This window comes from Methylomonas defluvii, assembly GCF_033949435.1.
GTDB lineage: Bacteria > Pseudomonadota > Gammaproteobacteria > Methylococcales > Methylomonadaceae > Methylomonas > Methylomonas defluvii.
In genome coordinates this window covers 284,595-297,860 of the sequence record NZ_JAXARY010000002.1, presented here as the reverse complement: position 1 = coordinate 297,860, position 13,266 = coordinate 284,595, and the positions used below count along the sequence as shown (strand labels likewise).

Below are 13,266 nucleotides of genomic sequence, written 5' to 3'. Positions count from 1 at the left end.
GCCGATGATAGTGTGGCAGGTTGCCATGTGAAAGTAGGTCATCGCCAAGCTCTTAAACCAAAAGCCCTGCTTACCCATAGCAGGGCTTTTTTTTTGACCCAAAATCACCCCACTGCTGCTCTCTTCTCTTTTGCGGACGGGGTTGTTAGAATCCCCTCTCATCAATGTTTAACGAGAAAACGCATGAGTGCAATAGACAGAATCCAAGCCCAATTAGCCAGCCATCCTGTGGTCTTATACATGAAAGGCACCCCGGACTTCCCTCAGTGTGGATTTTCCAGCCGGGTGGTGCAAGTCTTGCGGGCATGCAATGCGGATTATGCCCATATCAATATCTTCGAAGACCCTGAAGTGCGTGAAGCCTTAAAAGAATACTCGCACTGGCCTACCTATCCCCAACTGTATATCAACGGCGAGTTAATCGGCGGCTGCGACATTGTCATCGATCTCTTTAATAAAGGCGAGCTTGATAATATGCTGGCGAGCGTTGGCTCCAAACTTTAGTCGAAAAAGGTATATTAATTAAGCAGCAGCGTGCCTATTCGACCGTGTATTGCGATGGATTTTCTGCCATTCTCGCCAATATGTTTGGGTGTAATGTGTTCTAAGTCGCTAATTGGCTACATTTACGTCGCTTCGTACTCGCTTAATTTTTTCCAGCGGTTGATAATCATACAAAACAATTCGGCAGTTTGTTCGGCGTCGTAAAGTGCTGAATGTGCTTTTTCGTTATCCCAGACAATTCCGGCAGCTTGAGCAATTTTTGCTAAAACTGTTTGTCCGTACATTAGCCCTCCGAGTGTGGCGGTATCGAAACTACTGAATGGATGAAACGGGCTTCGTTTGTAGTTGGTTCGTTCAATAGCGGCGTTCAAAAAATTGATATCGAAAGCTGGGTTGTGACCAACCAAAATAGCTCTCTTGCATTCGTTACGTTTTACAGCGGCTTTGATAGGGGTAAACAGCTTGGTAAGCGCATCCTTCTCTTCTATAGCCATGCGGAAAGGATGGTATGGATCGATACCGGTAAATTTGAGCGCTGCGTCATCCAGCTCTGAGTTTTTGAAAGGAATGATATTGCAGTGATGTTTTTCGGTGACATGCAGCCATCCATCAGTGTCTGGTTCGACTATTACGGCGGCGATTTCCAATAGTGGATTTTTTTTTGAATTAAAGCCGGCGGTCTCTATATCGACAATAACAGGAAGGTAACCTCTGAAACGGTTGCCTAACGGATTTAGGTTTATTTCCATTGAGTTTGATGGGCTAAAAAAGTCGGTTGTGCGTTATGTTACGTGAGTTTTGGATAGGTATAAACAATATTCAATTGGTGAGGTGAAGTTATGCAAGATCGGAAAAAAGGTTGGGTTATCTTAGGGTTACTGACCGTATTAAACGGTTGTGCCACGACCCGCGGTGTCGATCCTAAAGATCCTTGGGAGGGCTGGAACAGAGGCGTGCAATCATTTAATGACGGCGTGGACGATTATGTCATGAAACCGGTTGCCAAAGGCTACGATTGGGTGATGCCCGATTTTGCGGACCAAGCGGTTACTAATTTTTTCAGCAATGTCGATGACATAGGTGTTTGTACCAACGATGTTTTGCAAGGAAAACTCCTGCAATCGGGTCAGGACGGCGCGCGTTTCTTGGTGAACACCACCATCGGTGTCGCCGGGCTTATCGATGTTGGGACGATGATCGATTTGCCGAAGCATAATGAAGATTTTGATCAAACCTTAGGCTATTGGGGAATACCTACCGGCCCTTACTTGGTCCTGCCGTTTTTCGGACCCAGTTCGCCACGTGGCGTGTTCGGGTTGGTTGGCGATGCCGCGATGAATCCGTTTACTTATGCCGGTATCTACATAAATCCAAATTGGATTGGCGCGGCGGTTTCGATTGGTCCTGGTGCATTGAAAGTCATCGACGCGCGCTCAGATCTGTTGGGTATGGAAAAAGTCGCTACAGAGGCGGCACTGGATCGTTACGAGTTTTTTAAAAATGCCTATCTTTCGAGACGTAATTACCTGGTTCACGATGGCAAGGTTCCAGACGAAGATGTGTTGAAATTCGACGAAATGCAGGGCGGTGGGCGTGGACCGCTCGATCCGAATCCGTATTGATTTAAACTGTTCCACTCTTATGTAAAAGGCCGTAAAGCAAATAGCTTTGCGGCTTTTTTATTGCTTCAATCCAAGCGGACGAGCACGAAATCCGGTTTCGCTTCTATCAGTACTCCCGACATTATCTTATTTTCCAGAATAAGGTCGGGTGCCACATCGCAGGCTACCCTTAGATAGTTCGGTGTGTAGCCGAAATGGCGGACCACGCCATCTTTCTGAGCTTCTTTTTGCCCTTCCCATAAGATGTTGGCCTGTTCGCCGAGGTTTTCGGCAATGAACCTATGCTTCATTGTGTCGGCTAATTCATGCAATTGCTTGCTGCGCAGTTTCTTTGTGTTCTGCCCCACTTGATCTGGCAAACCCGCGGCTTTGGTGCCTTCCCGAGGCGAATAGCTGAAAATGTGAATATGACCAAAACCCAGGCTTTTGATGTAATCAAAACTTTCCTGCCATTCCAGTTCGGTTTCGCCAGGAAAGCCGACGATGATGTCGGTAGTGATATTGAAATGCGGAATCGTCGCTCGGGCCAGTTTAACGATCTGGCCGAATTCCTCCGTTTTACAGCGCCTGGCCATGCGCCGTAGTACGCTGTCGCTGCCGCTCTGCAAGGGTAAATGCAGATGTGGCATCAGCCTTGAATTTTTGAACAACTCGAAGAAACCATCCGGCAATTCCCAAGGTTCCAGAGAGCCCATGCGCAGGCGTGGAATCTCCGTCTTAGCCAGGATTTCGCTAACCAATTCGACCAAATTACTGTTGATGTCACTGCCGTAACCGCCCAAATGCACACCGGTGATGATGGCTTCGTTGATGCCTTGAGCGTGCAGCGCGTTGATCTCGTCAATGACTGCTTGAATCGGCCGGCTGCTTTCCTCGCCGCGAGCAACGGTGACGATGCAGAAGGTGCAGCGGTAGCGGCAGCCGTCCTGTACCTTGACGAAGGCGCGCTGGCGGCCACGGCTGAACAGCGACACTTCGCCGGGTTCGGTCGACATCGCCGGCATACTGTCCAGATTCAGTTCGGCCAGGGTTTTCTCCACCAGCTGGTTTTTGTCCTGGTTGCCGACGATCAAATCCACGCCCATCAATTGCGCGGCTTCTTCCTCGTTCAGTGTCGCGTAACAACCGCTGACCACCAGCTTGGCTTGCGGATTGTCACGGTGAATGCGGCGTATCATTTGCTTGGATTTTTTCACCGCGTCTTGGGTGACCGCGCAGGAATTGATGATCACCAATTGCGCGTCGCTCAAGTTGCGGGTGATGCTATGGCCTTTAGCCTGAAAGGCTTGCGCCCAGGTTTCCAGTTCTGCTTCGTTGAGGCGGCAGCCCAGGGTTTTTAAATGAATTTGCATTTTGCTGTAAAAACGTTAGATCGATAATGTGTAGGGCGCATGAGCGTTGCGTAATGCGCCGTCCACTTGAAAAAAATTAACCAAAAAACCAATAAGTCACCAGAATCGCGGAAATAATCCCGCCGAGGTCCGCCACGATGCCGCAGGCGGCAGCGTGACGTATCTGCTTGATGTTGACCGCACCGAAATACACCGCCAACACATAAAAAGTCGTTTCGGTACTGCCTTGCACCACCGATGCCAGCCTTCCCGCGAAGGAATCGGCGCCTTGAGTTTGCATGGTGTCTATCATCATCGCCCGCGCACCGCTACCGCTGAACGGTTTCATCAGTGCAGTCGGCAGGCCGTCGATGAAACGGTTGTCGATACCGAAAAAATTGACCAATAGTCGCACGCCATCGGTGATCAATTCCAACGCGCCGCTGGCCCGGAACACGCCGAAGGCCACTAGCATCGCCACCAGATAAGGAATGATGGTGATCGCGGTCTGGAAACCGTGCTTGGCGCCTTCGACGAACAATTCGTAGGCGTTCAGACCTTTGCAGGCAGCGGCAGCGATGAACGACACCACCAGGCCGAACAAAATCACATGGCTGACCAGAGCCGATTGCTTGAGCATTTCTGCCTGATCCAAGCCGGCGAAATAAGCCAGTATGCCGCCGACCAAGATGGTGATGCCGCCCAGATAAGCCATCACCACCTTGTCCAGCAAATTGATCTTCTGCACGGCGGCCACCGCCAGCAAGCCGGTCAGCGTCGACATATAGGTAGCGACCAGGATCGGGATGAACACATCGGTGGGATTGGCGGCGCCGAGCTGGGCTCGGTAAGCAAAGATCGTCACCGGAAACAGCGTCACCGAGGAGGTGTTGATCACCAGAAACAAAATCTGCGCATCGCTGGCTTTGTCGGGATGCGGATTCAAGGTCTGCATTTCCTGCATCGCCTTGATGCCCATCGGCGTTGCGGCGTTATCCAGCCCCAACATGTTGGCGGCGATATTCATCACCATCGCCCCGAGCGCCGGATGATCCTTCGGTATTTCCGGCATCAGCCGGGTGAACAATGGATTCAGCGCCTTGGTCAACAAATCGATGAAACCGCTATGCTCGCCGATTTTCATGATGCCCAGCCATAAGGCCAGCACGCCGCTAAGCCCCAACGAAATCTCGAACGCGGTCTTGGATAGGCTGAACATCGCATTCATCAACTCGGAAAACACCTGGGTATCGCCCAGCACCAACAGCTTGAAGGCGGCGGTGGCGAAGGCGGTCAGGAAGAAGAATATCCAGATGAAGTTCAGCAACAACCTGTCCTAATGTTTAGCCGATTTTCTTGGCCAAATCCGCCGCATAGCCTGTGTAGCTGTGCGGTGTCAATTTCAGCAATTCGGCCTTGGCTTCGGCCGGGATTTCCAGCTTTTCGACGAAGGCGCGCATGCCGTCGCCGGTGACGCGATTGCCTCGGGTCAGCTCTTTGAGTTTTTCATAAGGCTTTTCGATGCCGTAGCGGCGCATCACGGTTTGGATGGGCTCGGCCAACACTTCCCAGTTTTGGTCCAGGTCTTGATCGAGTAACGCCGGATTGATTTCCAGTTTGGAAATGCCTTTCAAGGTCGATTGTATGGCGATGCTGGTGTGGGCGATGCCGACGCCGATGTTGCGCAATACGGTGGAATCGGTCAGATCGCGCTGCCAGCGCGAGACCGGCAGTTTGTCGGCCAGAAAGCCGAAGATGGCGTTGGCCAATCCCAGATTGCCTTCGGAGTTTTCGAAGTCGATCGGGTTGACCTTGTGCGGCATCGTCGAGGAACCGACTTCGCCGGCGACGGTTTTTTGCTTGAAATAACCCAGCGAAATATAGCCCCAGACGTCGCGGTCGAAGTCCAGCAGGATGGTGTTGAAGCGCGACAAAGCATGGAAGAATTCCGCCATGTAATCGTGCGGCTCGATCTGGATGGTATAAGGGTTGAAAGTCAGGCCCAGCGATTCGACAAAGTTTTGCGCAAAAGCAGCCCAATCCACATCCGGATAGGCGACGCTGTGTGCGTTGTAATTGCCGACCGCGCCGTTGATCTTGCCCAGCAGTTCGACCTTGGCGAGTTGATCCCGTTGGCGTTGCATGCGGGCGACGACGTTCGCGAATTCCTTGCCGACCGTGGTCGGTGTGGCCGATTGGCCGTGGGTGCGCGACAGCATTGGTTGTTCGGCGCTATCCAAAGCCAGACTTTTGATGGCATTTATTGTGGCTTCAATCTCGGCCAAAATCAGGCCGCGACCTTCCTTCAGCATCAGGGCGTAAGACAAGTTGTTGATGTCTTCTGAGGTGCAGGCGAAGTGAAAGAACTCGTTGATCGCGTGCAGTTCCGCGTTGCCTTTGACTTTTTCCTTTAGTAGATACTCGACCGCTTTGACGTCGTGGTTGGTGGTTTTTTCGATGTCTTTGACCGCCTGGGCATCGGCTTCGGAGAAATCGCTGATGACTTTATTGAGTACGGCGGTTGCATCCGCAGATAAGGTGGGGACTTCGGCGATCTTGACTTCGGCGGCCAGGGCTTGCAGCCAGCGGACCTCTACTTCGACCCGGAAACGGATCAAGCCGTATTCGCTGAAGATGGGGCGCAAGGCGTCGACTTTGCTGGCGTAGCGGCCGTCGATGGGGGAGATGGCGGTGAGTGTCATAAAGCTATTTCCTTAGAAAATATTTGGATAATTATTTAAAAACCGAGACTAACCAGTTGCTGAAATTAGCAGCGGCTTCGATAGTTAATAGGTTTTCGGACAACGCATCCGGCAATCTTATGCCAGGCTCTTTTTGCCAAGCTCGCCATGTATAGATTCTGGCTTTCGACAAATGAATGTCTTTAAATAGCTTGGTCGGTAAGTTATTTATTGAGAAGTTTGCGTGAGCTAATAGCGATTGTTGTTCGGCGCTGGCTGAAATCATTTGCTCGACAAAATTTTCAATCATTCCGTCATTTTGATGATCGGGCATGATCCATAAGCCAATATCAGGTAAGCCGTTTGTGTGCTTGAAAATATCGCCTGTTTTGTAATTAGGCTGATCTGATATTTCGTAGAGGCCGTAATTTTGTTTTTGTAAAAAATCGTTTATTTTCTTGGTAATCAAACTTCGCCTTGAAGTAACTCCACCATAGTTGTCGGGCTCAAAATCTGCGTCTATCACAATCGCTAATTTATCAATATCACCATTCCGTAATCGCTTAATTTCTGTTGGTAAATGATCAATAAGGTTGGTCCAGCCGTTTCTTTGTGCGCCTATATCCTTCGGCGTGACGATGGTTATTTCTGGCACATCGACATCTTTGAGATCGAGTTTTTTACAGAATGCTCTGAAGAAGGCTCGGTCATTATTGCCTTCGACCAATAATATCTTTTTAGACACTATCTAATCTCAAGCTCTGATGCGGTTATCGTTTCTAACTCGGTCTCATCGTAAACGGTAGCGATTACTTTTCCATGATCGCTGGTGAGTTTGCTTCTGGATACTTTCAGCAAAACGCCTTCTTCCGGGCTTTCAACTGCTGCTTTAGTAAAACTCTCGATGCAATCCCAGCTATGTGTTGTTGCAAAGACTTGAATATTGAGCTCTTTCGCTAATTGGAAAATGATGCGCCAGACTTCTTCTTGAACACTGTAGTGCAGGCCGTTTTCGAATTCGTCAATTAATAAAATTCCATCCTTTGCGGGAAATACAGAAAGTATCAGTTGCAAAATACGGGTCATGCCGTCTCCCATGCTGTTAAGAGGGGCACGAATCTCCGAGTTTTTGAGTTTGACAATGGCTATTCGTCTAAAATTTTTCTCGTTTTGTAAAGAGGAATCGGTATTTCCATTGATAAAAGCGAGCTTTTCTATGGTTGGGTCAACTATTTGTAGTGCACGATAAACAATTTCTTCGCTAGAACTTGCAGCAATTTTATCCCAAAGTTGGGCAAGTTTCTCGGGTGTTATAAAGTTTGTTGAAACTAAGCTGAATTTTAGTGTTTCACGGTTATCAATATTCCAGAATAAGTGAGGATGTAGGCTTGATAATTTAGGATCTACATTTAATTCAATTAATGTGTTTCGTCCAATTCGGATGGCGGGGATAGCAGGGAATTTTTTGTCATTGTTGGATAGGTTGGATTTTTTTACGACTACTTTTCTTTGTGTGGTTTCCGTGGTTAATCCATCTTCAGATTTTGTAACAAATTCTTCCATATAATAAAATACGTATTCAATTTTAACTAAGTTTGAATTTGATTCTATCTGTATGAAGTTATTGTCATCTGTTGGAAATACTCTACCAGGAAATAGATTCTTTAGGCCATAAAGGGTGTTGGTGTCGGTGGGTCTGTCTTCCTGGTCTAGTTTGAATGACTCATCATGATCTATTATAATATTTCCCAGTAGTTCAGGGTGGGCTTTTCCTGCATATATTCTTAATGCCTCCAAAATCGTGCTTTTTCCGCTATTGTTTTTTCCAACAATTAAATTTACGCGGCCAAGCTTTGGAATTTCCAAATCCTCTAACATGCGGAAATTTTTAATGCGTAAATTGGTTAGCATTTTTTACTCTTGTTGTATATTTGATTTTAGGCGCTGCACTGAAAAGACGAGAAAAATGTTTTTATCAAAAATTTAATTGATCAATCTTAATGTTTAGCGCGGCTGCCATTTTTTTTAGCAATTGTTTATGAGGTTTTTCTTGATTTTCTATATCAATATATTCCGCTTCAGAAACGCCTAAGCGTGTGGCTAGCTCGGCTGTCGATAAATGCAAATATTCCCGCCAAGCTTTAATGGGCGTAATGTCTTGTTTAATAACGGCGCCGACCACTTCGTTAGGAATAGTGGCATTGTCAACCGAGTGTTCTTTTAGATAGTCGGCATAAGGAATCACCACAAAAGCCGGGTTGCCGTCGAGACCATTGATAATTTGAATATTAGTATGTGCGCTCATCGCGTTTTTTCACCTCTTCAATGGAAACAACCTTGACGATGCCGTCAAACTCAAAGAATACCCGATAAGCACCCACGCGCAAACGGTAGCTGTATTCATGTTTGGTCAATTTTTTGATATTGGCGCACTCAGGAAAGTCTTTCAAAATCTGAGCCGAATCGTAAACATGTTCGCGCAATCTTTTGTCGGCAATTTTACGCAGTTGTTTGACCGCTTTGGGCTGCCATTCAATCCGGTTCATTATATTTACACTCAATAATCCCCCCGCCCAAACAAACCTCGCCCTGATAAAACACCACCGACTGCCCCGGCGTAATCGCTCGTTGTTGTTCGTCGAAGCGGACTTTGACGCGGCTGCCGCCGTCGATTGGTTCGACTATGCATCCCTGGTCGGCTTGGCGGTAGCGGGTCTTGGCGGCGCAACGAATATTTTCAGTCAAAGGCTGGCTGCCGCACCAGTCTAGTTGGCCGGCTTCCAGGGTGTTGTGCAGCATTAACGGGTGGTTGTGGCCCTGGCCGACAATCAGCACGTTATTGTCCAGGTCTTTGTCCAGCACGAACCAAGGTTCGTCCGGCGCGTCCTTGACGCCGCCAATCCCTAAACCTTGGCGCTGGCCCAGCGTGTAATACATCAAGCCATGATGCTTGCCGATATATTGCCCTTCCGGGGTGCGCATTTCACCAGGTTGGTGCGGCAAATAGCGTTGCAGAAATTCCTTGAATTTGCGTTCGCCGATGAAGCAAATGCCGGTGCTGTCTTTCTTCCGGCTGTTGGCAAAGCCGGCTCTGTCGGCCATTGCGCGGATTTCCGGCTTGTGCAGGTGGCCTATTGGAAACAGGGTACGAGACAAGGCTTTCTGCCCCATTGCGTAGAGAAAATAGCTTTGCTCTTTGTTGGGATCCAAGCCTTTTAATAACTGGAATTCGCCGTCTTGTTCGCGAACACGGGCATAGTGGCCGGTGGCAATATATTCGGCGCCCAAGTCTTCGATGGCGTAATCCAGAAACGCTTTGAATTTGACGTGTTTGTTACAAAGTATGTCGGGATTGGGAGTGCGGCCGGCCTTAAACTCCGACAAAAACACTTCAAATACCTCGTCCCAATATTCAGAGGCGAAGTTGACGGTCTTAAGCTCTATGCCGAGTTTGTCGCAAACCTGCTGTGCGTCGGCCAAGTCTTGCATCGCGGTGCAATATTCGGTGCCGTCGTCTTCCTCCCAATTTTTCATGAACAAGCCGGTGACCTTATGGCCTTGTTCTTGCAGGGCTAGAGCGGTAACGGAAGAATCGACGCCGCCGGACATGCCGACGATGATGTGTTTGCTCATTCTAAATCGATAAAAGACTGTAAGATGCTAAGCGGGTAGCGGTGACCTTTCAGGTATTCGTCCACAGTGGTCAATACCAAAGGGCTGCGCAATTGCTGGCGTTTTGCGTAAATTTCATTGCGGCTTAACCAGTGAGTGTCGATAATGCCGTCGTCGAGAGCTTGTTCTGGATTGTGGTTGTTGACTGTGCCGGAAAAACAGAAGCGAACAAAGCTGGGCATATGCGGATTTCTGCGCCATAACTGTGTGGCGATTAATGCCTCCGGTTCAAATTGCCAAGCTGTTTCCTCGCAAACTTCGCGTTTGACGGCACTGATTAAATCTTCACCTTCTTCCAAATGACCAGCGGGCTGATTGAACGCAAGGCCTCGTGCCGTTGTCTCCTCAACCAGCAGAAAGCGACCGTCTTTTTCGATCACGGCGGCGACGGTGACGTGAGGTTTCCAAACCATGATATTGATAGAAAACGGTAAAAGGCGCGCATTTTACTAGAAATGTTTTTTATGTGCCTAAAGATTGAAATTTAATGTTTAAGACGCTATTTTTAAGACCACAATGATTCACAGCACCAAAGATTATGTCAGATTTTGAACCCTTGAAAGATGGTGACGGTAACACCGCGCTGCAAGAAGCCAAGCCGCAGCTGAAAAGACCGCCACTATATAAGGTTATGTTGCTTAATGACGACTTTACGCCGATGGATTTTGTCGTCGAGATATTGACTGATTTTTTTAACATGAGCCAAGAGAAAGCAACGCAGGTGATGTTGCAAGTGCATACGCAGGGTGTCGGCGTTTGTGGTACCTACACCAAAGACGTGGCTGAAACCAAAGTACATATTGTTAATGAATATTCCCGTGAGCACCATCACCCGCTGATGTGCACGATGGAAGAGGCGTGAGGGGTAACCATGCTAAGTAAAGAACTTGAAGTGACATTGAATGCTGCTTTTACCGGAGCTCATGCCAAAAGACACGAATTCATCACGGTCGAGCATTTGTTGCTGGCCTTGTTGGACAATGTCACGACGATACCGATTTTGATCGCTTGCGGCTGCAATGTTAATGCACTGCGGGCCGAACTAACCCGATTTATAGATGAAACCATTTCCTTGATTCCGGAAGGCATACAGCGCGAAACGCAACCCACTTTGGGTTTTCAGCGTGTTTTACAGCGCGCCGTATTTCATGTCCAGGCTTCCGACAAAAAAGAAGTCACCGGCGCTAATTTATTTGTAGCCTTGTTTAGTGAGCAGGATTCGCACGCTGTTTATCTGTTGAACAAGCAAGACATCACCCGTCTGGATGTGGTGAATTATTTGGCGCACGGGGTTTCCAAAATCGAGCAGTTCAGAAAAGAAAATAACGAAGAATCAGAATCCGAGCGCGGCAGCAATGAAGCTTTGTCCAGCCCATTGGAAAAATACGCAACCAACTTGAACGAAGAAGCCCTGAAAGGCAACATCGATCCTTTAATCGGCCGCGAGCTGGAAGTGGAAAGAACCATTCAGGTGCTTTGCCGCCGCCGCAAAAATAATCCGCTATTGGTAGGGGAGGCTGGTGTCGGTAAAACCGCTATAGCCGAAGGTTTGGCGAAACGAATTGTTGAAGAACAAGTGCCGGATATTTTGTTGAATAGTGTGATTTATTCACTAGATATGGGCGCACTGGTGGCCGGTACCAAGTATCGCGGTGACTTTGAAAAACGACTCAAGGCTTTAATTAGCCAACTAAAAAAAGAACCGGACTCGATTTTATTTATTGACGAAATTCATACCATTATTGGTGCGGGTTCCGCTTCCGGTGGGGTGATGGATGCCTCTAACTTGATCAAACCGGTGTTGGCATCCGGACAATTGCGTTGTATTGGGTCCACTACGTATCAAGAATATCGGGGTATTTTCGAAAAAGACCACGCTCTGGCTCGGCGCTTCCAGAAAATCGATGTGATAGAGCCATCGATAGAAGATACTGTATTAATCTTGAAGGGCTTGAAGTCGCGCTTTGAAGAGCATCATGGCCTGAAATACACCCAAGAAGCATTGCGACTGGCGGTGGAATTATCAGCGCGCTATATCACAGACAGGCATTTGCCTGACAAAGCCATTGATGTGATCGACGAAGCCGGGGCCAGGCAGCGGTTGTTTGCCGGTATTGATCGCAAGGATCTGATCGATACTGCCGAGATAGAAGAAATCGTCGCCAAAATTGCCAGGGTTCCGGCACAATCGGTATCGTCAAACGACATTGATAAATTGTCGAGCTTGGAAAAAAACCTGAAGATGCTGGTGTTTGGCCAAGACGAAGCCATTTCAGAGCTGGCGTCGGCAATTAAGCTATCGCGAGCGGGTTTGCGCGATACCACTAAAACGATCGGTTCGTTCCTGTTTGCCGGTCCTACCGGTGTCGGTAAAACCGAAGTGACTCGGCAGCTAGCCAAAGTATTGGGCATAGAGTTGATTCGCTTCGATATGTCTGAGTACATGGAGCGGCATACTGTATCACGCTTGATCGGCGCGCCTCCGGGGTATGTCGGGTTCGATCAGGGCGGATTGCTGACCGAAGCGGTGACCAAACATCCCCATGCCGTGTTGTTGCTGGACGAGTTGGAAAAAGCGCACCCGGATGTGTTCAACCTGTTACTACAGGTTATGGATCACGGCACATTGACCGACAACAACGGTCGCAAAGCGGATTTTAGAAATATCATTTTGATCATGACGACCAATGCCGGCGCGGAAGAAAGCAGCCGGGCATCTATCGGCTTTACCCAGCAAAATCATGCTTCCGATAGTATGAAAGTGATCGAGCGAGGGTTTTCGCCGGAATTCCGGAATCGTCTGGACGCGATTGTGCAATTCAAACCGCTGGATTTGGCGGTGGTGGGTAGTGTTGTCGATAAGTTTATTTTCGAGCTGGAAGCCATATTGGCGGACAAAAATGTCACATTGACTTTAGAGCCTGCGGCGAGAGCGTGGCTGGCCGAACATGGTTGCGATCCAAAAATGGGTGCGCGGCCGATGGCGCGATTGATTCAGGAAAAGATCAAAAAACCGCTGGCAGAAGATTTATTGTTCGGTCGTTTAGCGAATGGCGGTCACGTGCGAGTGCATGTCGAGAACGATGCGTTGGCTTTTGCCATCGAGAGCAAACAACTAATCGTTTCGGAATTGAATCAAGTCGTATAAAGCGAGGGAAGCAATCGCTTTCCCGGGGGAGGGTTAGCGATTGCGGAAAGTAATCCGGCCTTTGGTCAAGTCGTAAGGTGTCATTTCTACGCGGACTTTATCGCCAGTCAGGATGCGGATGTAGTGTTTGCGCATTTTGCCGGAGATGTGGGCGGTAACGATGTGACCATTTTCCAATTCGACGCGAAACATAGTGTTGGGCAGGGTATCGATAACCTTGCCATCCATTTCAATCTGATCTTCTTTTGCCATAGTCAAAGCTCTAAATTTAAAACGCCTATGTTAGCATGAATCCTCTGCCGAGCCGC

15 protein-coding genes are annotated in these 13,266 nt (G+C 48.5%); 4 read left to right on the top strand and 11 right to left on the bottom strand.

The annotated features are described in order from the left end of the window. The first annotated feature begins 183 nt into the window (after positions 1-183). Positions 184-504 (top strand): Grx4 family monothiol glutaredoxin, encoded by a 321-nt coding sequence (gene grxD / locus QLH52_RS04385; RefSeq protein WP_319960677.1) that lies wholly within the window; start codon positions 184-186, stop codon positions 502-504. A gap of 122 nt (positions 505-626) precedes the next feature. Here grxD and rnt read toward each other — a convergent pair whose 3' ends face one another. Further along, positions 627-1,253, bottom strand: a complete 627-nt coding sequence (gene rnt, locus QLH52_RS04380) for a ribonuclease T (protein WP_205453725.1) — start codon at positions 1,251-1,253, stop codon at positions 627-629. 90 nt (positions 1,254-1,343) lie between these two features. Here rnt and QLH52_RS04375 point away from each other — a divergent pair, with 90 nt between their 5' ends. Continuing rightward, entirely contained in the window at positions 1,344-2,126 is a 783-nt protein-coding gene (locus tag QLH52_RS04375) for an MlaA family lipoprotein (RefSeq protein ID WP_033157256.1), read from the top strand. A gap of 65 nt (positions 2,127-2,191) precedes the next feature. Here the strand turns inward: QLH52_RS04375 and mtaB are convergent, their stop codons facing one another. The 9 genes from mtaB to QLH52_RS04330 all read right to left on the bottom strand — a co-directional run bounded on the left by mtaB (position 2,192) and on the right by QLH52_RS04330 (position 10,223). After that, on the bottom strand, positions 2,192-3,478 hold the full coding sequence (gene mtaB, locus QLH52_RS04370; protein WP_319960673.1) for a tRNA (N(6)-L-threonylcarbamoyladenosine(37)-C(2))-methylthiotransferase MtaB: 1,287 nt from the start codon (positions 3,476-3,478) through the stop codon (positions 2,192-2,194). Between the two features lie 76 nt (positions 3,479-3,554). After that, positions 3,555-4,784, bottom strand: a complete 1,230-nt coding sequence (locus tag QLH52_RS04365) for a nucleoside recognition domain-containing protein (RefSeq protein ID WP_319960672.1) — start codon at positions 4,782-4,784, stop codon at positions 3,555-3,557. 16 nt (positions 4,785-4,800) lie between these two features. Then, the gene (gene purB / locus QLH52_RS04360) at positions 4,801-6,159 is read right to left on the bottom strand and encodes an adenylosuccinate lyase (RefSeq protein ID WP_319960671.1); all 1,359 of its coding nucleotides are present in this window, start codon (positions 6,157-6,159) and stop codon (positions 4,801-4,803) included. Positions 6,160-6,190: 31 nt separating this feature from the next. After that, complete coding sequence (locus tag QLH52_RS04355) at positions 6,191-6,883, bottom strand: DUF3226 domain-containing protein (RefSeq protein WP_319960670.1); 693 nt, start codon at positions 6,881-6,883, stop codon at positions 6,191-6,193. Further along, complete coding sequence (locus QLH52_RS04350; protein ID WP_319960669.1) at positions 6,883-8,049, bottom strand: AAA family ATPase; 1,167 nt, start codon at positions 8,047-8,049, stop codon at positions 6,883-6,885. The genes QLH52_RS04355 and QLH52_RS04350 overlap by 1 nt, the downstream gene beginning before the upstream one ends. 64 nt (positions 8,050-8,113) lie before the next feature. Continuing rightward, positions 8,114-8,443, bottom strand: coding sequence for a helix-turn-helix domain-containing protein (locus QLH52_RS04345; protein WP_319960668.1), 330 nt, complete (start codon positions 8,441-8,443; stop codon positions 8,114-8,116). Beyond that, the gene (locus QLH52_RS04340) at positions 8,427-8,684 is read right to left on the bottom strand and encodes a type II toxin-antitoxin system RelE family toxin (protein WP_319960667.1); all 258 of its coding nucleotides are present in this window, start codon (positions 8,682-8,684) and stop codon (positions 8,427-8,429) included. Before QLH52_RS04340 ends, QLH52_RS04345 begins: the two co-directional genes overlap by 17 nt. After that, positions 8,671-9,771 carry a tRNA 2-thiouridine(34) synthase MnmA gene (gene mnmA / locus QLH52_RS04335; RefSeq protein ID WP_319960666.1) on the bottom strand — a complete coding sequence of 367 codons (1,101 nt, stop codon included), beginning with the start codon at positions 9,769-9,771 and terminating at the stop codon, positions 8,671-8,673. Before mnmA ends, QLH52_RS04340 begins: the two co-directional genes overlap by 14 nt. After that, the gene (locus tag QLH52_RS04330) at positions 9,768-10,223 is read right to left on the bottom strand and encodes an NUDIX hydrolase (protein ID WP_319960665.1); all 456 of its coding nucleotides are present in this window, start codon (positions 10,221-10,223) and stop codon (positions 9,768-9,770) included. Before QLH52_RS04330 ends, mnmA begins: the two co-directional genes overlap by 4 nt. Positions 10,224-10,348: 125 nt before the next feature. Here QLH52_RS04330 and clpS point away from each other — a divergent pair, with 125 nt between their 5' ends. Both clpS and clpA read left to right on the top strand, forming a co-directional pair. Further along, positions 10,349-10,672 carry an ATP-dependent Clp protease adapter ClpS gene (gene clpS / locus QLH52_RS04325; RefSeq protein ID WP_020482550.1) on the top strand — a complete coding sequence of 108 codons (324 nt, stop codon included), beginning with the start codon at positions 10,349-10,351 and terminating at the stop codon, positions 10,670-10,672. A gap of 9 nt (positions 10,673-10,681) precedes the next feature. Continuing rightward, the gene (gene clpA / locus QLH52_RS04320) at positions 10,682-12,958 is read left to right on the top strand and encodes an ATP-dependent Clp protease ATP-binding subunit ClpA (protein WP_319960664.1); all 2,277 of its coding nucleotides are present in this window, start codon (positions 10,682-10,684) and stop codon (positions 12,956-12,958) included. Positions 12,959-12,991: 33 nt separating this feature from the next. Here the strand turns inward: clpA and infA are convergent, their stop codons facing one another. Beyond that, positions 12,992-13,210 carry a translation initiation factor IF-1 gene (infA, locus tag QLH52_RS04315; RefSeq protein ID WP_013819653.1) on the bottom strand — a complete coding sequence of 73 codons (219 nt, stop codon included), beginning with the start codon at positions 13,208-13,210 and terminating at the stop codon, positions 12,992-12,994. Between the last annotated feature and the right edge of the window lie 56 nt (positions 13,211-13,266).

Excerpts from the sequence above, each read along its gene's own strand:
- infA (WP_013819653.1), bottom strand. The coding sequence starts at position 13,210 with ATGGCAAAAGAAGATCAGATTGAAATGGATGGCAAGGTTATCGATACC.
- QLH52_RS04350 (WP_319960669.1), bottom strand. The coding sequence starts at position 8,049 with ATGCTAACCAATTTACGCATTAAAAATTTCCGCATGTTAGAGGATTTG.
- QLH52_RS04340 (WP_319960667.1), bottom strand. The coding sequence starts at position 8,684 with ATGAACCGGATTGAATGGCAGCCCAAAGCGGTCAAACAACTGCGTAAA.
- clpS (WP_020482550.1), top strand. The coding sequence starts at position 10,349 with ATGTCAGATTTTGAACCCTTGAAAGATGGTGACGGTAACACCGCGCTG.
- purB (WP_319960671.1), bottom strand. The coding sequence starts at position 6,159 with ATGACACTCACCGCCATCTCCCCCATCGACGGCCGCTACGCCAGCAAA.
- grxD (WP_319960677.1), top strand. The coding sequence starts at position 184 with ATGAGTGCAATAGACAGAATCCAAGCCCAATTAGCCAGCCATCCTGTG.
- clpA (WP_319960664.1), top strand. The coding sequence starts at position 10,682 with ATGCTAAGTAAAGAACTTGAAGTGACATTGAATGCTGCTTTTACCGGA.
- mnmA (WP_319960666.1), bottom strand. The coding sequence starts at position 9,771 with ATGAGCAAACACATCATCGTCGGCATGTCCGGCGGCGTCGATTCTTCC.
- rnt (WP_205453725.1), bottom strand. The coding sequence starts at position 1,253 with ATGGAAATAAACCTAAATCCGTTAGGCAACCGTTTCAGAGGTTACCTT.
- QLH52_RS04345 (WP_319960668.1), bottom strand. The coding sequence starts at position 8,443 with ATGAGCGCACATACTAATATTCAAATTATCAATGGTCTCGACGGCAAC.
- QLH52_RS04375 (WP_033157256.1), top strand. The coding sequence starts at position 1,344 with ATGCAAGATCGGAAAAAAGGTTGGGTTATCTTAGGGTTACTGACCGTA.
- mtaB (WP_319960673.1), bottom strand. The coding sequence starts at position 3,478 with ATGCAAATTCATTTAAAAACCCTGGGCTGCCGCCTCAACGAAGCAGAA.
- QLH52_RS04330 (WP_319960665.1), bottom strand. The coding sequence starts at position 10,223 with ATGGTTTGGAAACCTCACGTCACCGTCGCCGCCGTGATCGAAAAAGAC.